Origin of the sequence: Burkholderia seminalis (assembly GCF_001718535.1) — a bacterium.
Classification (GTDB): Bacteria; Pseudomonadota; Gammaproteobacteria; order Burkholderiales; family Burkholderiaceae; genus Burkholderia; species Burkholderia seminalis.
Genome location: NZ_CP013400.1, coordinates 618,219 through 638,975, shown reverse-complemented (window position 1 = coordinate 638,975; position 20,757 = coordinate 618,219). Strand labels below are relative to the sequence as shown.

The 20,757-nt window shown below is 70.4% G+C and carries 14 protein-coding genes; 3 read left to right on the top strand and 11 right to left on the bottom strand.

Features of this window, described 5'->3' with window-relative positions:
• Window position 1: 1 nt before the first annotated feature.
• From WJ12_RS23590 to WJ12_RS23535, 11 genes are all read right to left on the bottom strand, one after another.
• A complete protein-coding gene (locus tag WJ12_RS23590; protein WP_059558599.1) occupies window positions 2-1,432 on the bottom strand; it encodes a heavy metal sensor histidine kinase in 1,431 nt (476 codons plus the stop codon).
• Window positions 1,429-2,112: a heavy metal response regulator transcription factor IrlR gene (irlR, locus tag WJ12_RS23585; RefSeq protein WP_006490455.1), complete on the bottom strand. Its 684-nt coding sequence runs from the start codon at window positions 2,110-2,112 to the stop codon at window positions 1,429-1,431. The genes WJ12_RS23590 and irlR overlap by 4 nt, the downstream gene beginning before the upstream one ends.
• Complete coding sequence (locus WJ12_RS23580) at window positions 2,112-5,324, bottom strand: efflux RND transporter permease subunit (protein WP_069245857.1); 3,213 nt, start codon at window positions 5,322-5,324, stop codon at window positions 2,112-2,114. Before WJ12_RS23580 ends, irlR begins: the two co-directional genes overlap by 1 nt.
• Before the next feature lie 125 nt (window positions 5,325-5,449).
• On the bottom strand, window positions 5,450-6,919 hold the full coding sequence (locus WJ12_RS23575) for an efflux RND transporter periplasmic adaptor subunit (protein WP_069245856.1): 1,470 nt from the start codon (window positions 6,917-6,919) through the stop codon (window positions 5,450-5,452).
• 26 nt (window positions 6,920-6,945) lie between these two features.
• A complete protein-coding gene (locus WJ12_RS23570; protein ID WP_069245855.1) occupies window positions 6,946-8,256 on the bottom strand; it encodes a TolC family protein in 1,311 nt (436 codons plus the stop codon).
• A gap of 241 nt (window positions 8,257-8,497) precedes the next feature.
• A complete protein-coding gene (locus tag WJ12_RS23565; protein WP_069245854.1) occupies window positions 8,498-9,688 on the bottom strand; it encodes a phosphotransferase enzyme family protein in 1,191 nt (396 codons plus the stop codon).
• A gap of 36 nt (window positions 9,689-9,724) precedes the next feature.
• Window positions 9,725-10,360: a nicotinamide riboside transporter PnuC gene (gene pnuC / locus WJ12_RS23560; protein ID WP_059558612.1), complete on the bottom strand. Its 636-nt coding sequence runs from the start codon at window positions 10,358-10,360 to the stop codon at window positions 9,725-9,727.
• Window positions 10,361-10,419: 59 nt separating this feature from the next.
• The gene (locus WJ12_RS23555; protein WP_059558616.1) at window positions 10,420-12,651 is read right to left on the bottom strand and encodes a TonB-dependent siderophore receptor; all 2,232 of its coding nucleotides are present in this window, start codon (window positions 12,649-12,651) and stop codon (window positions 10,420-10,422) included.
• Window positions 12,652-13,250: 599 nt separating this feature from the next.
• Window positions 13,251-13,454, bottom strand: coding sequence for a DUF2970 domain-containing protein (locus WJ12_RS23545; protein WP_034185578.1), 204 nt, complete (start codon window positions 13,452-13,454; stop codon window positions 13,251-13,253).
• Window positions 13,455-13,576: 122 nt separating this feature from the next.
• On the bottom strand, window positions 13,577-15,634 hold the full coding sequence (locus WJ12_RS23540) for a pyridoxamine 5'-phosphate oxidase family protein (RefSeq protein ID WP_069245852.1): 2,058 nt from the start codon (window positions 15,632-15,634) through the stop codon (window positions 13,577-13,579).
• A 35-nt stretch (window positions 15,635-15,669) separates the two neighbouring features.
• Window positions 15,670-16,314, bottom strand: coding sequence for a glutathione S-transferase family protein (locus WJ12_RS23535; RefSeq protein WP_059558623.1), 645 nt, complete (start codon window positions 16,312-16,314; stop codon window positions 15,670-15,672).
• Window positions 16,315-16,440: 126 nt separating this feature from the next.
• On the opposite strand from WJ12_RS23535, the gene WJ12_RS23530 reads away from it, so the two are divergent.
• The 3 genes from WJ12_RS23530 to WJ12_RS23520 all read left to right on the top strand — a co-directional run bounded on the left by WJ12_RS23530 (window position 16,441) and on the right by WJ12_RS23520 (window position 20,743).
• Window positions 16,441-17,376: a LysR family transcriptional regulator gene (locus tag WJ12_RS23530; RefSeq protein WP_059558626.1), complete on the top strand. Its 936-nt coding sequence runs from the start codon at window positions 16,441-16,443 to the stop codon at window positions 17,374-17,376.
• A gap of 203 nt (window positions 17,377-17,579) precedes the next feature.
• Complete coding sequence (locus WJ12_RS23525; RefSeq protein WP_082744718.1) at window positions 17,580-19,274, top strand: 5-guanidino-2-oxopentanoate decarboxylase; 1,695 nt, start codon at window positions 17,580-17,582, stop codon at window positions 19,272-19,274.
• Window positions 19,271-20,743: an aldehyde dehydrogenase family protein gene (locus WJ12_RS23520; protein ID WP_059558629.1), complete on the top strand. Its 1,473-nt coding sequence runs from the start codon at window positions 19,271-19,273 to the stop codon at window positions 20,741-20,743. Before WJ12_RS23525 ends, WJ12_RS23520 begins: the two co-directional genes overlap by 4 nt.
• The last annotated feature ends 14 nt before the right edge of the window (window positions 20,744-20,757 follow it).

Below are 20,757 nucleotides of genomic sequence, written 5' to 3'. Positions count from 1 at the left end.
GTCAGGTGCCGATGGCCGCCGGCCGGTTCGGCTCGGCCGGCCGGCGCGGAAAGCGCAGCCAGAACGTCGTGCGGCGGCCGGGATCGCTGTCGACGCCGCATTCGCCGCCGTGATTGTCCATGATCGACCGGACGATCGCGAGGCCAAGCCCGGTGCCCGACGCGGAATTGTGCCGTGACGGATCGACACGATAGAAGCGCTCGAAGATCCGCCCGACATGCTCGGCCGCGATGCCGGGCCCCGTATCCGACACGGCGATCGTCGTCGCGCCGCCCTGCTCGACGCAATCGATCGTCACGACGCTGCCGCGCGGCGCATAGGTCAGCGCATTGGACAGCAGGTTGCTCAGCGCACGCTGGTACAGCGTGAGGTCCGCGTCGACCCACGCGTGGCCATCGACCTTCACCGTCACACCCTCGTCCTCCGCAAGCGGCTCGTAGTAGCCGGCCACCCGCTCCGCCTCCTCGGCCGCATTCAGGCGCCGCACGCCGATCGACGTGCCGGCCTGTTCCGAGCGCGCGAGAAACAGCATGTCCTCGATCATCCGCGACAGCCGCTGGTATTCGTCGATACTCGACTCGATCACGCTCCGGTATTCGTCCGCGCCGCGCGGCTGCGACAGCACGACCTGCGCGGCCGCCTGCAGGTTCGTGAGCGGCGTGCGCATGTCGTGCGCGAGATTCGACGAGAACTGGCTCAGCCGCGTGAACGACTCGTTCAGACGTTCGAGCATGCCGTTGAACGCATGCTCGAGTTCCTTCAGCTCGCCGGACGTATCGAGTTCCGGCAGCGGATGCGCGAGCCGGCTCGTCGACATCTGCTCGGCCCGCGCCGCGAACCGCCGCAGCGGGCTCAAGCCGAGCGCGGCGATACCGTAGGCCATCGCGGCGGCGAGCACCACGCCGAACACCTCGATCACGACGATCGTATAGGCATGCGTGCGCAGCAGCAGCAGGTCGGCGCTGCGGTCATACTGCACCGCGACGCGCACCACCGGGCCACCGGCCCCCGCGCCGGCGAGCGGCACGTTCGTCACGAGGTACTGGTGCCGCGCGCCGGGCGGCGCGATGCCGACCGGCACGCGCCCGGCCTCCAGCGACATCAGCGGTGCATACGGGCGGAAACCGGGCGTGCCGACGAGGCGCGTGCCCATGGCGTCGAAGATCGCGAGATCCATGTTCGGATGGCCGTGCAACTGGTCGACCCAGATGTCGGCGTTGCGCGCGACGTCGGCCGGTGTGCGCACCCCGGCCAGGTGGGCGCCCAGCGCGGCGGACGTGCCGGCCATCTGCTCGGCCGCCGTCGTTTCGACGCGATTGCTCAGCGCCTCGTAGAGCGCAACACCGCTCGACGCGAGGATCACCGACGTCGACAGGATGATCAGCGCGGTCAGGCGTCCGCGCAGCGTACGCGGCAGCAGATGCGCGATCATGCGGCCGCGCCGCCGCGCGCTTCGAGCACGTAGCCCATGCCGCGCACCGTGTGGATCAGTTTCGGCTCGTACGCGTCGTCGATCTTCGAGCGCAGTCGCCTGATCGCCGAATCGACGACGTTCGTGTCGCTGTTGAAGTTCATGTCCCACACTTGCGACGCGATCGTCGCGCGCGGCAGGATTTCGCCTTCGCGGCGCATCAGCAGCCACAGCAGCGCGAACTCCTTCGCGGTCAGCAGGATCGTGTCGCCCTGCCGCGTGGCCTTGCGGCGCGTCAGGTCGAGCTCGAGATCGGCCACGCGCAGCGTGTTCGAGTCGCGCGGCTGGCCGCGCCGCAGGATCGACTTGATGCGCGCGGTCAGCTCGACGAAGTCGAACGGCTTCGCGAGATAGTCGTCGGCGCCAAGCTCGAGCCCCTTCACGCGATCGCCGACATCGTCGCGCGCGGTGAGGAACAGCACCGGCGTCGACTTGCTGCGCCGCAGGTTCTGCAGCAGCGTCCAGCCATCCTGGCCGGGCAGCATCACGTCGAGCACGAGCAGATCGTACTCCTCGGTCTCGGCCTGATGCTGGCCCGTGATGCCGTCCTCGACCCAGTCGACGACATAGCCGGCCTCGGTGAGACCCTTGCGCAGATACGCGCCCGTCTTCGGTTCATCCTCGACAATCAGAATTCGCATCACGCATGACCCTTGAAGAAACCCAGCCGGCGCAGCACGCCCGCACCGAGGCCGCCGCGAAACGCGGCGCGCCACGACACCGCATGGCTGACGCGGTACAGCACGGGCAGCACCAGCAGCGTCAGCGCCGTGGACGACAGGATACCGCCGATCACGACCGTCGCGAGCGGCCGCTGCACCTCGGCGCCGGTGCCGGTCGCGAACGCCATCGGCAGGAAGCCGAGCGACGCGACGAGCGCGGTCATCAGCACCGGCCGCAGCCGCGTCAGCGCGCCGTCGCGCACCGCGGCGTCGAGCGGCATCCCCTCGTCGCGCAGGTTGCGGATGAACGAGATCATCACGAGACCGTTGAGCACGGCGACGCCCGACAGCGCGATGAAGCCGACCGCCGCCGTGATCGACAGCGGAATCCCGCGCAGCCACAGCGACACCACGCCGCCGCTCAGCGCGAACGGAATGCCGGTGAACACGAGCAGCCCGTCCTTCACGTTGTTGAACATCACGAACAGCAGCACGAACACCATGAACAGCGCGAGCGGCACGACGAGCTTCAGGCGCTCACTCGCGCTCTGCAGCTGCTCGAACTGGCCGCCCCACGACACCCAGTAACCGGCCGGCACGCGCACGTCCTGCTGCAGCTGCTCGCGCGCATCGGCGACGAACGAGCCGACGTCGCGGCCGCGTACGTTCGCGCTGACGACGACGCGCCGCTTGCCGTCCTCGCGGCTGATCTGGTTCGGGCCCGGCGCGACGTCGATCGTCGCGAGCTCCGCGAGCGGCACGTACGGCGCCGCCGCAATCGGCCCGCTGGCGCCCGCCGCCGGCGCGGGCAGCGCGATCGGCAGCCGCTTGATCGTCTCGATGTCGGAACGCAGCTCGTCGGGCAGCCGCACGACGATGTCGAAGCGGCGGTCGCCCTGGAACAGCGTGCCGGCCTTCTGCCCGCCGACGGCCGCGGCCACCGAGTCCTGCAGGTCGGCGACGCTCACGCCGTAGCGCGCGAGCTTGTCGCGGTCGAGGTTGACGGTCAGCACCGGCAGCCCGGTCGTCTGCTCGACCTTCACCTCCGACGCGCCCGGCACCTTCCGCAGCGCGGCCGCGATCTGCTCGCCGGTCTGGTTCAGCACGGCCATGTCGTCGCCGAAGATCTTCACCGCGACGTCGCTGCGCACGCCCGAGATCAGTTCGTTGAAGCGCAGCTGGATCGGCTGCGAGAACTCGTACGCATTGCCCGGCAGCGCGGCGAGCGCGGCCTCGATCTCGCGCACCAGTTGGTCGCGCGGCTTCTTCGGGTCGGGCCACCGGTCGGCCGGCTTCAGCATGATGTAGCCGTCCGACAGGTTCGGCGGCATCGGGTCGGCCGCGATCTCGGCCGTGCCGGTGCGCGCGAACACGCGCTCGATCTCGGGGAAGCGCGCCTTCAGCGTCTTCTCGATCGATTTCTGCATCTCCACCGACTGCGACAGGCTCGTGCCGGGAATCCGCAGCGCGGAGACGGCCAGGTCGCCTTCGTTGAGGCTCGGGATGAACTCGCTGCCGAGCCGCGTGGCCAGCCCGAGCGTGACCAGCACGATCGCGCCGGCGCCGATCATCACGCGCGCCGGGCGCATCATGAACGCGGCAAGCACCGGTTCGTACGCGCGCCGCGCCCAGCCCATCAGCCGGTTCTCCTTCTCCTCGACCCGCTCGCCGATGAACAGCGCGACGGCCGCCGGGATGAACGTGACGGTGAGCACCATCGCGGCGGCGAGCGCCATCACGACGGTGATCGCCATCGGGTGGAACATCTTGCCTTCGACGCCGGTCAGCGCAAAGATCGGCAGGTACACGACCATGATGATCAGTTGCCCGAAGATCAGCGCGCGGCGCGCTTCCTGCGATGCACCGAACACCTCGGCGAACTGCTCCTCGCGCGTGAGCGGCCGCCCGGCCGCCGCCTGCGCATGCGCGAGCCGCCGCACGCAGTTCTCGACGATCACGACCGCGCCGTCGACGATGATCCCGAAGTCGAGCGCGCCCAGGCTCATCAGGTTCGCGCTCACCTTCGCGTTGACCATGCCGGTGAAGGTCATCAGCATCGACAGCGGAATCACGAGCGCGGTGATCAGCGCCGCGCGGATATTGCCGAGGAACAGGAACAGCACGGCGATCACGAGGATCGCGCCTTCGAGCAGGTTCTTCTTCACCGTCGCGACGGCCTTCTCGACGAGCACGGTGCGGTCGTACACGGGAATCGCCTTCACGCCGGCCGGCAGCGTGCGGTTCACGTCCGCCATCTTCGCGGCGACGGCCTTCGACACCGTCCGGCTGTTCTCGCCCATCAGCATGAAGACCGTGCCGAGCACGACCTCCTCGCCGTTCGACGTCGCGGCGCCCGTACGCAGCTCGCGGCCGATGTCGACCGCGCCGACGTCCTTCATCCGCACCGGCACGCCGCCGACGTTGGTCAGCACGATGTTCGCGATGTCGTCGACGGTGCGCGCCTGGCCCGGCACGCGCACCAGGTACTGCTCGCCGCGTTTTTCGATGTAGCCGGCGCCGACGTTGTCGTTGTTGCGTTCCAGCGCGCGCACGACGTCGGCGAGCGTCAGCCCGTACGACATCAGCTTCGCCGGGTTCGGCGCGACGCGGTACTCCTTCACGTAGCCGCCGATCGAGTTGACCTCGGTCACGCCGCGCACGTTGCGCAGCTGCGGCCGGACCACCCAGTCCTGCAATTCGCGCAGGTCGGCCGCCGTATAACGCGTGCCGTCGGGTTTGCGCGCGCCGGCGTCGGCCTCGACGGTCCACAGGTAGATCTCGCCGAGGCCCGTCGACGTCGGCCCCATCGCGGGCGCGATGCCGGCCGGCAGCTTGTCCTTCGCCTCCTGGATGCGCTCGTTGACGAGCTGCCGCGCAAAGTAGATGTCGGTGCCGTCCTTGAAGATCACGGTGACCTGCGACAGCCCGTAGCGCGAGATCGAGCGCGTCTGCTCGAGGCCCGGCAGCCCGGCCATCACGGTCTCGACCGGATAGGTGATGCGCTGCTCGGCCTCGAGCGGCGAATAGCCGGGCGCGGACGTGTTGATCTGGACCTGCACGTTCGTGATGTCGGGCACCGCGTCGATCGGCAGCTTCTGGTAGCTAAACACGCCCAGTGCGGCCACGGCCGCGATCGCCAGCATCACGAGCCAGCGGTGCGCAATCGCAAAGCGGATCAGGCGCTCAAACATGTCGGAATTCCTTGAAACGGGGAACGGTCGCCCGCACCGGACGAGCCGCCCGGCCGGTCACGCGGCGCGCCGGAAAGCGGGCCGCCAGTCGGGCCGCCATCCGCGCAATGGCGCACACATATCGCTCATTCATGTTCGGCGCTCCCCTTGCCGAGTTCGGCCTTCAGCACGAAGCTGTTCGACGCCGCGTATTCCTGGCCCGGCTTCAACCCCTTCAGCACCTCGGTCGCGCGCTCGTCGCGCCGCCCCGTCTCGACGGCCTGCGCGACGAACCCCTTCGGCGAGCGCACGAACACCGACGGCGCGCCGTCGACATCCTGCAGCGCCTCGCTCGCGACCGCGAGCGGTACGCCCTGCTTGCCCGTGTCGACCGACACGTTCACGAACATCCCCGGGCGCCACACGCCGTCCGGGTTCGGCAGCACGACACGCGCGGGTGCGGTACGCGTCTGTTCGCCGAGCAGCGAGCCGACGTATGCGATCGGGCCGCTCGAACGCGATTCGAACGCGGTCGCGCTGACGGTCGCGTCGCGGCCGACGCGCACGTCGTTCAGCCGCTGCGCCGGCACGGCCATCTCGGCCCAGACGGTCGACAGGTCGGAAATCACGAACAGGCTCGCATCGGCGGCGATCGCCTCGCCGGGCGTCGCGTGTTTCTCGACGATCGTGCCCGCGAACGGCGCACGCAGTTCGTAGCGGTTCAATGCCCCCGCGCCGGCCGGCGCATTCAGCGCGGCGAGCTTCTGCCGCGCATTCTGCACGGCGATCTCGGCCTCGCGCAACTGCACCTGCGCCTGCTGGTAGTCCTGCTCGGCCGAGATGCGCTCCTGCCACAGCGTCCGTTCGCGCGCGTAGGTCGCACGCGCGCCCGACAGCCGGCGCTCGGCCGTCAGCAGTTCGCTGCGGCGGTCGGCCAGGTCGGTGCTGGCGATCACCGCGAGCACCTGCCCCTTCGCGATGTTCTGCCCGAGCGATACCGACACCTGCTCGACGATGCCGGCCACGCGCGGCACGACGTGCGCGGTGCGGTCCTCGTTGAACTTGATCTCGCCCGGCAGCTGGAATGGCGTCGCGATCTGCGCGGGGCCGGCCTTCGCGAGTGCGATCCTCGACGCCGTCAGTTGCGCGTCGGTCAGCGCGATCGCGCCGTCGGCGCGCGCGAACGGGAACGATGCGGCGTCGCTGCCGGCCTTCACGTCGATCGTCGCGTCGAACACGTGCGGCTTCGCGATCGACTGGGCGGACACGAACTTCGGGCCCGACGCGTCGAAACGCAACGGCTCGCGCGTGCGGTCGTACCGCACCAGCGTGCCGGACACGGTGACGCCCTGGTCGGCCGGTTTGCCGTCGACGAACGGATAGACGACGAGCCGCGCGTCGCCGGGCTTTTCCGTCATCACGATCTCGACGGACAGCTTGCCGCGCTTCAGCACGACACCGCCGTGCGCGCCGGCGCCATCGGCCGGCTGCGCGGCTTCGGCGCCCGCGGGCGCCGAAGGGTTGCTCCCGCCGCGTGTAACGGCGAGCGCGCCGATCACGATCCCTGCGCCGCCGAGCACGGCCGCCGCGATAACGAAGATTCTGCTGCGTGACATGATGATCCTTCCGGTAAGAGTGCCGCTTATTGCGCGACGGCCGCGAGCGGCGTGCCGACGAGGCGGCCGATATCGGCGCGGGCCGAATGGGCGTCGGCGAGCGCGCGCACGTATTGCGACTGCCCCTGGAACAGCGTGCGCTGTGCATCGAGCACGTCGAGGAAGCTGAACTTCCCGAGTTCGTAGCCGCGCGACATCGCGTCGAGCGCGACGCGCGCGGCCGGCAGGATGTCGGACTTCAGCCGCTGCGCTTCCTGCTCGGCGGCCTCGAAATTCGCGTAGGCTTGCGTGAGCGCCAGCCGCAGGCGCATGCGTTCGCGATCGAGATCGGCATTCGCGCGCTCGGCCTTGTGCGTCGCCTCGAGCAGCGCGCCCTTGTTCGTGTTGAACAGCGGAATCGGGATCGATACGCCGACCACGGCCTGGTTGTCGGGCACGCCGCCCGTCGTCACGCGCTTCACGCCCGCGCTGACCGTCACGTCCGGAATGCGCCTCGCACGTTCGAGCGACACGGCCGCATTCGAGCGCAGCATCTCGGCGCGCGCGATCCGCGCGAGCGGCGCATCGTCGAGCTGCGCGGTCAGCGCGGGCAGCGGCTCGACCGGCGGCACGGTTTCGAGGTCGCCGAGCACGGCGAGCCGGTCGCCGCGCGCTTCGCCCATCACCGCGTTCAGCTTCTCGCGCGCGACGTCCACCTTGCCGCGCGCCGTCACGACTTCGATCCGCACGCCGGCCGCCGCCACCTGCGCCTTCGTCGCCTCGACCGGCGACACCTTGCCGGCCTGCGCGCGGCGCCCCGCGAGATCCGCAGAGCGCGCGGCGATCGCGGCCGATTCCTCGGTGACCTGGAGCTGCCGCTGCGCGGCGAGCAGCCCGTAGAACGCGGCGATCACGTCGGCGCGCACGACCGCACCCTGCTCGTCGAGCGACGCGCCGGCCGACTCGCGGCCGTACGACGCGACGTCGAGCCGCGCGCGGCGCTTGCCGCCCAGTTCGATGGTCTGGTTGATCAGCGCGGTCGACGTACGTTCGTTGCTGCGGAAGCTCTCCTGCAGGAACGACACTTCGGGATTGGGGCGCGCGCCGGCCTGCAGCAGCGCGCCGGCCGACGCATCGACGTCCGCGCGCGCGCCGCGCAGCGACGGATTGTTCCGGGCCGCGACGGCGAGTGCATCGGAAAGCGTCAACGACGGGGCGGGACGTGCGTCGGACGGCGGTGCGCCGATCGGTGCGGCGCTGCCGGCGGCAGCCGGAGCCGGCGGCGGCAACGACGGCTGCGCATACGCCGTCGCGGCCATCGCGAAGGCGACGGCCGCGGCGAGAGAGAGCTTGAGCATGTTCGGTTCTGCGGTAACGGTTTGCGACCGATGCTACGGGCGGGCCGCAGTGCGAACATGAGGCGAAGATGATATTTCCGTCATGTTGGGCGCAGCCGCACGCAGACGCGCGGCGCCCCGCGGGGACGGCGCCCCGTTTTGACGATCGGGAAGGTTCGGTGAGCGTGCGGCGCGACGGCCGCGCGAAAGACTGCGGAGGCTCGGGGCTTCGGCACGCGCGGGCCGCCGCCCCGCACGCGAATCAGGTGACGGGTTGTTTCGCGCGCCGGCGTTGCACGAGCCAGTCGAGCAGTTGCCGCCCGTCGCGCTCGCCGAACCAGCGCGCGTGCCCGATCAGGTAGCCATCGTACGCGATGTCGACGATCGCCGGCGCATCGATGATGCAGCCGAAATACGCGACTTCCGACAGCGCGAACTCCGTATGCACGATCGGCAGCAGCGCGACCAGCGCGGCATACGCGTCGTCGTTCAGCGGTTCGAGCGATTCGTAACCGTCGAGCAGCGCGTCGATCTGGTCGTACTCGATGCGCCGCGCATCGGCCGGCGCCATCCAGTCGATCGTATTGCGCTCGATCGCGAGCGCGAGGTCCATCACCGCGCAGGTACGATCCGACAGGCCGAAATCGAGCACGGTCCGCACCTGTGCGCCGGGGCCCGCCCCGGTCCACATCAGGTTCGACGCGTGCCAGTCGCCGTGCGTCCACAACGGCGGCAACGCGGGCAGCAGCGGCACGAGGCGCGCGTGATACGGGCCGATCGCGTCGGCCACGTCGCCGCGCCAGTCGCGCGAACCGAGTGCATGCACGAGCAGCGGCTGCGCCTCGACCCAGCGTTCGAGCGCGCCGGCCAGATCGGCGGACGACAGCACGCGAAAACTCGACAGCAGCGTCCGTACGGGGCGCGCCGGCGCAGCGTAACCGGCCGACGCGCGATGCAGCTCGGCCAGCGCGCGGCCGGCCGCGTAGGCGTGCGAAGGATGCATGAACGGTTGCCACGACATCACGCCGCGATACGGATCGACGCCGGGCGCGAGCACGTGCACCTCGTACGTCCACTCGCCGGACGCAAACGCGGTCGCGCCGTCGCGACCGGCCAGCACGTCCACCACGGGGATGCCGCGTTCGCGCAGATGCGCGATGAAGCGATGCTCTTCCTCGAGGCCCGCGACATCGCGCAGGCTCGCATGATGACGCTTGACGAACAACCCGCGCCCGTCCGCCATCCGCACGAGCACCGCCGCCGCGAACTGCCGCGGGCTGTGCCACGTCAGCCGCGCCGGCTCGCCCGCGCCATCGATCCGCGCGAGTATGGCCGCCACCTCGCCGTGCGTCATCAGCGGCCAGTCGCGTTCGGCCTGCTCGCCGTCGACGCCGAATTGCGGCGGTGCGACGTCACGCGACAGGGGGCCGTCCGGCTCGAGGGGGAATGACATGAACGACGTTGCTCCGTGATTGAATCCGTGCGTGAATCAGCGCGCGCCGCCGCCCGGCGCCAGCGCGCCGCCGGCCGCCGCGCGCAACGCGGCGGCGGTCCGGCTCCAGTCGCGCCAGCCGACGACGGCCAGCCCGATGAACAGCGCATAGAGTCCGGCCGTCAGATACAGTTCCTTGAACACGAACATCCCGACGTAGACGACGTTCACGACGATCCACAGTCCCCACGACGCGATATAGCGCCGCGCGGTCCAGTATTGCGCGACGAGGCTGAACGCGGTCAGCGACGCGTCGACGAACGGCAGCGCCGCGTCGGTCCAGCGTGCCATCATGCCGCCGAGCAGCGCGCTGCCGATGACGGCCGCGACCAGGTCGGGCAGCATCTGGCGCGGCCGCACGCCGGTGACGGGCGCGACGTCGCCGGCCGGCGCCGCGCCGCCGCCGCCGGCTTCGCTCGCGCGCTGCGCGAGCCAGCGCTGCCAGCCGTACACCTGCAGCACCGCGAACGCGCCCTGCAGCAGCATGTCCGAATACAGCTTCGCATCGAAGAAGATCCAGCCGTACAGCGCAACCGACGCGAGCCCGACCGGCCAGCACAGCATGCGGCGCTTCGCGGTCAGCCAGATCGCGAGCGCGCTGACGATCACGCCGGCGATTTCGAGTGGGGACATCGTCTGTGCTCTCCTGGTTGGCTGCCGGGGCCGCGCGTCACGCAGCCGGTTCCCGGTCATCAGAAATCATAGGTCAACGACACGCGCGCGGTGCGCGGCGCCCCCGGGAACAGGTACGCATCGCCCTGCTGCTCGCCCGCGTCGCGCCAGTAGAACTTGTTGAACAGGTTGTCGACCGACACGCGCAGTACCGTGCGATGGCCGCCGATCTTCGTCGTATAGCGCGCGCCGAGATTGAACACGAACCATGACGGCACGCGCGCGGTGCCTTCCTCGTTCGCGTTGCGCGCCGCGCTGTACTCGACACCGCCGAGCACGTTCAGCCCTGCCACGCCCGGCACCGCGTAATCCGCATACAGCGACGCGCGCAGCGCGGGCACGTTGATGATCTGGTGCCCTTCGTAGGCCGGCGACCCCGAATCGTACGCGCGGGCGCGGATCGCCGCGACGCTGGCCGTCAGCCCCAGCCGCTCGGTCACGCGCCCGGCCGCGCCGAGCTCGATCCCCTGGTGCCGCTGCGTGCCGCGCTGCACGAACGTGTAGGCGGTGCCCGACGCATCCGGGTCGGCGAACTGGAACGGCTTGCTGATCGAGAACACGGCGGCCGTGAGGCTCAGCCGGTCGAGCCAGTCGTATTTCGCGCCGACCTCGATCTGGTGCGATTCGACCGGCGGCAGGAACGCATACGCATTGGTCGCGCGCACCGGCGCCTGGTCGCCGAGCGACAGCGCCTTGCTGTACGACGCATACAGCGACAGCACGTTGACCGGCTTGTAGACGAGCGCGACCTGCGGCAGGAACACCGAGCGGTCGGTGTGCGTCGTGTCGCCGTCGGGACTGCTCCAGCTGCGCTGGCGCAGCAGCACTTCCTTGCCGCCCGCGAGCACCTGCCAGTGTTCGCCGATGCTGATGCGGTCGAGCCCGAACACGCCGTACTGCCACGAATCGAGCTGCGGATACGACGACCCGGGCGTATTCGGCGACGGTGCAAACGTGACGTCGGGTCCGTCGATGTTCTCGCTGCCGACATAGTCGTACACGGCGGTCGCCATGTGCACGACGCGACGCTGCACGCTTACGCCGAGCGTCAGTTCGTGCCGCAGCGGTCCCGTCGCGAACTTGCCGGTCGTGACGGCGCGCAGGTCGTCGTTGCGCCGGTATTCGCCGGGGCTGCGGAAGTCGTACACGTCGTAGTCGCCGTTCGCGCCGAAGAAAAACGGCGACGTCGCGCCGGCCGTGCAGCTTGCCGCGTAATAGCAACCGTACGCGAACGCGCTGTTGTCGTCGATCATCGTGCGGCTGCGGCCCGCGGCGACATACGCCTTCCAGTCGTCGTTGAACTGGTAGTCGAAGCGGGCGTTCAGGTTCAGCGCATCGGTCGTCACCGGTTTCGCCCACGGCTGCGTGCCGAGCGCCTTCGACGTCGTCTTGACCGACGGCACGACGGTGCCGCCGAGCAACTGGTAACCGGGCGCCGAGCGCTGGATCCACTGCTGGAATTCGGCGTTGAGCTGCAGGCTCGCGCGCGGGCTGATGTCCCAGTCGGCGGCGATCGAGCCGAACGTGCGCCGTCCGTTCGTGCCGTCGATGTAGGCGTGCATGTTCTCCTTCGCGGCGTTGATCCGGAAGCCGAACTGATGGTCGGGGCCGAAGCGGCGGCCGAGATCGACGGCCGCCGACGTCGAGCCGCGGCTGTCGACGCCGCCCGTCACGCTCGCGACGTTCGCGGAGCGCTTGGTCACGAAGTTGATCACGCCGCCCGGCGCGACGACGCCGCTGTCGATGCCGGCCAGCCCCTTCAGGATCTCGACGCGCTCCTTGTTCTCGAGCGGCACGTTCTGCTCGCCCGACACCGTCAGCCCGTCGATCCGGATCGCACTCGCGAGATCGACCGGAAAACCGCGGATCGCGAAGCCTTCGAAATAGCCGACCGGCGCGTAGTCGTTGACGACCGATGCGTCGTTGCGCACGACGTCGCTCAGCCGCTTCGCCTGCTGGTCGTCGATCAGCGCGCGCGTGACGACGTTCACCGACGCGGGCGTGTCGCGCAGCGGCGCGTCGTCGAGCCCGGCCACCGACGCATTCCGCGCGCGCAGCGTGCCGCCGCGCTCGCCGCTCACCGTGATCGCGGGCAGCGTCGCGGTGCCGGCCGCATCGGCGTCCGGTGCGGGCGCGTCACCCGGTGCCGCGGCGGCCTGCGCCGCGAAAAGCGTGATGCCGAGGCCGACTCCGAGCCCGACCTTGGTGCGCCGCCGCCGTGCGGACGCCGCTGTTGTTCGATTCACCGTCATTGTTCTGGATGGAAAACTCGCCACTCGACCCTGTCGAAACCCGTTACGAAGCTGCGAAGCATGCCCCCGCGGACGCAATCCGCACCGTCACCGGCCGCGTGCGGCGACACGCCATTCATCAGACGAACCGGACGATATGGCACGCACGCATGCCGGTCAGCCAGGAAGACGCGGGATGGGACATCGGATTCAGGTGACGCGCCGGGCACCGACGCAGCCGCCGACGGATTCGTCGGGAGCGGGCGGGCGGCCGGCGGCATCGCGCGGTCGTGTCATGCGGGGGACGCTTCGAACGCCCCGGTGCGGGCGGCGGGCGCTTGCGCCGGCCGTTCGTCGGAACGGCGGCCTGCCCGTCGCGCGCGACATCGCGGCGTGGCGCGCATTTTACCCCGGGCGGGACCGATGGCCGTGGAATCGGGCGGAACGGGAGGCGGGAACGGCGGGATGGGGGAAATAGGCTGCGGAGGGCGCGCCGGCGGCGGCGGCGCGATCGCGCCGCGCATCGTGCGCGGCGACCTCGACGACCGGTGCGGTCACGCGCCGGTCGAACGGACGAAAACCGGCGCGGGAATCACGGCCCGCTACCGGTTCGACACCGCTCAGAACCCCTGCATCGTCACGGTCGGATCGACGACGAGATGCACGACGCCGTAGATCACCGCGCCGACCAGCAGCGCAAGCAGGATCGCCACGAACGGCAGCAACGTGAAGTTGGCGTTCGCGAGATCGGTCGCGTGCGACTTGCTGTTGCGCACGCCGAAGAAACTCCACAGGACCAGGCGGACCATGCCGAGCAGTTTCATGATGGGCTCCTTTCATCGAATCGGTTGACGCTATCGTCGATCCGACCGGCATCCGAAAAAAGAAGCAGTTGCGCGCGCTTTTCGCGCAGCAGGCCGTCTGCGGCGGCGTGTCGCAGGGTGCGTCAGCGGTCGAGCACGAGCGGCTCCGCGGCGCCTGGCGCGGGCCGCGCGACGCACAGCAGCGCGCAGCCCGGTTCGACCGGCGCGTCGGGCGTTTGCGCGTAGTCGACCGCGCCGGACAGCACGCGCGTCGCGCAGGTGCCGCACGAGCCGGAACGGCATTCGGACGGCACGGCCACGCCCTGCCCCTCGGCGAATTCGAGCAGCGTGCCGTCGGCAGGTGTCCACGCGGTTTCGCGCGCCGTGCGCCGGAACACGACCGGCACGCCCGGCGCCGCTCGCGCGAGCGTCTCGCGCGCCACACGACGCGAGACGCTCGACGGCCCGAACGCCTCGAAGCGGATGCGTTCGTCCGGCACGTTCAGCGCGCGCAGCCCGTCGTACAGGTCGCGCATGAACGCCGCGGGCCCGCACAGGTAGAAGTCGTAGTCGTCGAACGACAGGATCCGCTTCAGCTGCGTGACGTCGATGCGGCCGGCCTGTGCGGCCGAGCGTTCGTCAGGATGACTGTCGAACCAGTGCAGCGACAGGCGCGCGTCGGCGGCCGCGATGGCCGCGAGTTGCGCCGCGAACGGCCGGTCGGCCGCATCGCGTGCGCCATGCACGAACACCACGCGGCGCGACGGCGTGTCGTCGGCCAGTGCGCGGCGCAGCATCGCGACCATCGGCGTGATGCCGATGCCGGCCGACACGAGCACGGCCGGGCGCGGGCTCGCGAGATCGAACGTGAAGCGGCCGCGCGGCATCTGCGCGTCGAACGTCATGCCGGCCAGCGCATGATCGTGCAGCCACGCCGATACGCGCCCTTCGCGCTTCACGGTGATCCGGTAATGCGCGCCGCCCGGCGCATCCGACAGCGTGTAGCTGCGAATCGCCGGCGCATCGCCGCCCGGCAGCGCGACGCGCAGCGTCAGGTGCTGTCCGGCTTCGTAGGCCGGCAGCACGCCGCCATCCGCCGGTTCGAAATGAAACGACCGGATCGCGCGCGCTTCGTCGACGATCTTCGCGATGCGCAACGGCCGCCATGCGGGTGCCGATGCAGGCACGGCGGACGGCACCGGGACCGCCTGCGCGGCGCCCGGCGAAGCCGCCGCCGTCGCCGCGAACTGCGGCGCGCGCTCGACCGCCGACCACCGGAACGGCAGCACCGCACGCAGGCGCCGCACTTCCCGCACATGGAACCGCACGACACGCTGCGCGCCGTCGAACGACGCGACGAGCGGCCCGTCCCACACGATCTCCGCGCGCGCGGCGACAACCAGCACGTCGCCGCTGTCGAAATCGATGAACAGCAGCCCCGCGCGCGGATCGTGCTGCAGGTTGCCGAGCGTGTTGAAGAAGCGGTTGCCGCTGAAATCGGGCGTCGTCAGCGTGTTCGCATCGTCGACGCGCACGAAGCCCGGCATCCCGCCGCGATGCGACACGTCCGCGCCGCGCGCGGCGCCCGCCTCCGCCGACGTGTTCGCGCTCGCGACGAAGAACGTATCGGCCTGCGCGAGCAGCGCGCGGTCGGCGTCGCTCAATGCGTCCGACACGTCGGGCGCGACGGCCGCATCGGCTTCGCGTGCGATGAAAGTGGGCTTGCGGCCCTGGATGTACTTCGCGCAGTTGCCGAAGCTCTGCTCGACGGCGATCGTCAGCGCATCGCCGTCGACCGCGCGCACGACGCCGTTCACGCGATTGCGCCGCCGCGTATCGAATTCGATCCCGAGCCCGCCGAGCGCCGCGCCCGGTTGCCAGGTACCGGCCAGCGGATCGCCCGGCAGCGCGCGCGCCGCGATGCGCAGCGTGCGCGGGTCCGGCGACGTGACGAAACCCGGCGCACCGGCGCGCAGCGTCGCCCACGGCTGACCGTGCGCATCGACGCCGCCGAGCACGAAGAACGGCAGTTGCGCGAAGAACGCGCGGTGCTGGTCCGGCATGAAGCGCCGGATGCCGCGCCGGCCGGCCGCACCCGCCGCGTCCGTCACGCCTGCGCGCTGCTGCACGGCAAGCTCGCCCGCGTGAAACGGCGCGGTGTCGAGTTCCCAACCCGGTACGACGGCGGTCGGCGCGTTCATCGCATGCTCCTGACGAGGCCTGGTTGAAGGGGAGGTTACGCGGCGAGCAGGCCCGCGCGCGTCGTCGGCATCGCGACGAAGCCCGGCAGCGCCTCGATACGCGCCAGCCATGCGCGCACGTGCGGATACGGTTCGAGCGACACGCCGCCTTCCGGTGCGTGCGCGATGTACGTATAAGCGGCGATGTCCGCGATCGTCGGCTGCGCGCCGGCCGCGAACGGCTTGCCGGCCAGCTCGCGATCGATCACGTCGAGCACCTTCGCGGCCGTACGCTTGGCGGCCTCCGGATCGAGCTGCGCGCCGAACACGGTCACGAGCCGCGCAGCAGCCGGGCCCGACGCGATCGGGCCGGCCGCATACGACAGCCAGCGCTGCACGACGGCCGCGCCGACCGGATCGTCGGGCAGCCAGTGGGCGTCGCCGTAGCGCTTCGCGAGGTAGACGAGGATCGCGTTCGAATCGGCGATCACGGTGCCGCCGTCGTCGATCACCGGTACCTGCCCGAGCGGATTCAACGCGAGAAACGCCGGTTCCCGCTGCGCGCCGGCCGCGAGATCGACGTCGATGGTTTTGGACGGCAACCCGAGCAGCGACAGGAACAACCGGACACGGTGCGCGTGGCCGGACAACAGGAACGAATAGACGCGGATCGGCGAGGCAGGCTTGCGGGCGGCAGACATGGAAACACTCCGGATTCTCGCGCCGCCGGGAATCGGCGACGAACGGCTCCAGCGTAGCGCTCGCCGTTCGTCGCCAGAAGACGGATAATCGCGGAAACATTATCCTCTTTCATAGGACAATCGACGATGGCCGACTTGCGCGACGTGAACCTGAACCGGCTGGCGATCTTCGTCGCGGTGGTCGAGGCCGGCTCGCTGACGGCCGCGGCCGAGCGGCTCGGCCTCGCGAAGACGGTCGTCAGCACGCACATGCAGCGCCTCGAATCCGAGGTCGGCACGAACCTGCTGGTGCGCACGACGCGGCGGCTGAGCGTGACGGATGCGGGGCGCGTGTTCTACGACGCGTGCCGCGACATCGTGCGCGCGACCGAAACCGCGCTCGACGCAGTATCGTCCGACGCCGGGCCGCTGCGCGGCACGCTGCGCGTGAGCGTGCCGATCGACTACGGCGCTTTGGTCGTCGCTCCGGCCGTCGTCGCGTTGCGCGACCGGCATCCGGGGCTCGACGTCGAACTGGTGGCGAACGACCGCGTCGTCGATCTCGTCGCGGACAATCTCGACGTCGCGATCCGCATCGGCCGCCTCGCCGATTCGAACTATCGCGCGGTGCAGCTCGGCACGTACGAGAAATGGCTGGTGGCGAGCCCGGCGTTCGTCGCCCGACACGGGCTGCCGCGCGATCCGGATGCGCTCGCCGCGCTGCCGTTCGTGATGCTGTCGACGCTGCCGCGCCCGCACACGCTCGAACTCGACAACGCGAGCGGCGGCAGCGCGGCCGTCCGCTGTGCCGCACCGGTCGTATCGAACACCGCGACCGCATGCCGCGCGATCGTGCTCGCGGGCGGCGGCTTCGGGTTGCTGACGGATTTCTCGACCGCGGACGACGTCGCGGCCGGCCGGCTCGTGCGGCTGCTGCCCGCGTGGCGCTCGGCACCGGCCGGAATTCATGCGGTGTATCCGTCGACGCGGCTGCCCACGCCGAAGGTGCGGGCGTTCATCGATGCGATGAAGGAGAGGATTGGCGACACACGGCCGGCACGCAAGACGAAACGCGAACGCTAGCGCGCGCCGGTTGCGTGCCCGCGCACGCCATTCATCCGACGAATCACGACGTCCCCGCGATCAGGCATCGCCATGCACGGCGCTCATGCGCGGCATGAAAACTAATCGATTGTTGGCGCCCCGGATCGACGCCGACAATCCGCTTCATGCCCCCTCGTTTGCGGTACGGGCCACTCACCCTCCCAATCGGCACGTCACGATCCATGAACCGCCCAGTCCCTCTTCCCTGCATCGCCGCGGCCCGCACGGCCCCGCCGGCACCGTCCCTTGCCCGCCCCCGCACTTGCGGCGAAGCACTCGTCGGCCTGCTCGAACGTTACGACGTCGAATGCGTGTTCGGCATTCCCGGCGTGCATACCGTCGAGCTCTATCGCGGGCTCGCCGAGTCGTCGATCCGCCATGTGACGCCGCGCCACGAACAGGGCGCCGGCTTCATGGCCGACGGTTATGCCCGCGTCACCGGCCGGCCGGGCGTCTGCTTCATCATCACCGGGCCCGGCATGACCAATATCGCGACCGCGATGGCACAGGCCTACGCGGATTCGATCCCGATGCTGGTGATCTCGAGCGTCAACGCGCGGCGCGAGCTCGGCAGCGGCGACGGCCGTCTGCACGAGCTGCCGTCGCAGCGCAACGTCTTCGCGGGGCTCACCGCGTTCTCGCACACGCTGCTGGACGCGGCCGACCTGCCGCAGGTCCTCGCGCGCGCATTCGCCGTCTTCGAAAGCGCGCGGCCACGGCCCGTGCATATCGAGATTCCGCTCGACGTGATCGTGATGCCGGCTCCCGCGCTGCCCGCCACCCCGCCCGCGCTGCCCGCGCGCCCCGCACCTGACGCCGGTGCGCTCGCGGCGGCCGCGGACCTGCTCGCCCACGCACGCCGGCCGCTGATCCTGGCGGGCGGCGGTGCCGTGCAGGCGGCAGCCGAATTGCGCGAACTCGCCGAACGCCTGCATGCGCCCGTCGCGCTGACGATCAACGCGAAGGGCCTGCTGCCGGCCGGCCATCCGCTGCTGATCGGCTCCACCCAGTCGCTGCCGGCCACCCGCGCGGCGATCCGCGATGCCGACGTGGTGCTCGCCGTCGGCACCGAGCTCGGCGAAACGGATTACGACGTCACGTTCGACGGTCGCTTCGCGATCGACGGACTGCTGCTGCGCATCGACATCGATGCGCAGCAGCTGATGCGCAATGCCCGCGCGGAGATCGCCATCGCCGGCGATGCGCGGCTCGCGCTCGGCACGCTGTCGACGCGTCTGCACGAAAAACCCGCGCCGACACCGGAAGCCGGCTGGGGTGCCTCACGCGTGGCCGCCGTGCGTGCCGAGATCGCGTCCGGCCACGACGGCCACGTGCGCGCGCAGGCGCGACTGATCGACACGGTCGTCACGACGCTGCCGGGCGTGATCGTCGCCGGCGATTCGACGAGCCCCGTCTACGTCGGCAATTTCACCCACGACGCGCCCGCGCCGCGCAGCTGGTTCAACTCGTCGACCGGCTACGGCACGCTCGGCTACGGGCTGCCCGCCGCGATCGGCGCGAAGCTCGCCGCGCCGGCGCGCCCGGTCGTCTGCCTGATCGGCGATGGCGGCCTGCAGTTCACTTTGCCGGAGCTCGCGAGCGCGGTCGAGGCCCGCCTGCCGGTGATCGTGATCGTCTGGAACAACCGCGGTTACGGCGAGATCCGCAAATACATGATCGCGCGCGACATCACGCCGGTCGGCGTCGATCCGTACGCACCCGATTTCGTCGCGCTCGCGCGCGCCTTCGGCTGCGCGGCGCACGCGGCCGCGACGCCCGCCGCACTGGCCGCCGCGTTGCGCGACGCCGCCGCGCGCGCGATTCCGACTGTGATCGAGATCGACGAAGCGGCGTGGTTCGGTCAGGTGCAGCCATGAGTCCGGCCGCCGCGTTTCGTTTCGATCCGCCGCTGCATACCGGGCTCCTCATCGATGGCGTGTGGGGACCCGGCGTCGGCGGCGCCACGCTGCCCGTCGTCGATCCGTCGACCGAAGCGGTCCTCGCGCGGGTCGATGCCGGCGACGACGCGGACGTCGAGCGCGCCGTCCGGGCCGCGGCCCGCGCGTTTCCCCGCTGGAAACGCACGACGGGCACCGCGCGCGCGGCCCTGCTCCGCGCGATCGCACGCGGCGTCGACGCGCACCGCGCGCGGCTCGCGGCACTGCAGTCGCTCAACAACGGCAAGCCGTTCGCGGAAGCGGAGATCGACGTCGCCGACGTGATCGCCACGTTCGACTACTACGCCGGCCTCGCCGAACGGCTCGACACGGACGGCGAAACCGAGGTCGCGCTACCCGACGATCACCACCGCGCGTGGATCCGGCGCGAACCGGCCGGCGTCGCCGCGCTGATCGTGCCGTGGAATTTCCCGATGGTGACGACGGCGTGGAAGCTCGCGCCCGCGCTCGCAGCCGGCTGCACCGTCGTGCTGAAGCCGTCCGAGATCACGCCGCTGCCCGAACTCGAACTCGCCGCGATCGCCGCCGCGGCGGGCCTGCCGCCCGGCGTGCTGAACGTCGTGACGGGCACCGGTCACGACGTCGGCGCCCCGCTGTGCGCGCATCCGCTCGTCGCGAAGGTGTCGTTTACCGGCAGCACGGGGGTCGGTGCGCAGGTCATGAAAGCCGCCGCGGACACGATCAAGGGCATCGGCCTCGAACTGGGCGGCAAGTCGTCGATCGTCGTGTTCGACGACGCCGATCCCGACCAGGCGGTCGAGCTGATCGCCGGCGGCGGCCTGTTCAACGCCGGGCAGATGTGTTCGGCGACCTCGCGCGTGCTCGTCGCCGCGCCGCTCGCCGAAGACCTGATCGTGCGTCTCGCGCGGCGGATCGACGCGACCGTCGTCGGCCCGCCGTTCGCCGAGGGCGTGCAGATGGGCCCGCTGACGAACCGTGCGCAATACGAACGCGTGAAGCACTACCTCGCGCAAGGCCGCGCCGACGGCGCGCGGCTGGTGGCGGGCGGCGACGTGCCCGCCGGCCCCGGTTACTTCGTCCGGCCCGCGCTGTTCGCCGACGTGCCGACCGACAGCGCGCTGTGGCGCGACGAAATCTTCGGGCCGGTGCTGTGCGTCCGCACATTCGATACCGAGGACGACGCGATCGCGGCCGCCAACGATACCGAATACGGGCTCGTCGCGACCATCGTCACGCGCGACACGGCACGCGGCAAGCGGGTCGCCGACGCACTCGAGGCAGGCGTCGTGTGGATCAACACACCGCAGCTGATCTATCCGCAAACCTCATGGGGCGGCTACAAGCGCAGCAGCGTCGGGCGCGAGCTCGGTCCGTTCGGGCTGGCTGCGTTCCAGGAGATCAAGCAGGTCATGATGCCGGCCCGCTGAGGCCGCCGGGCTCA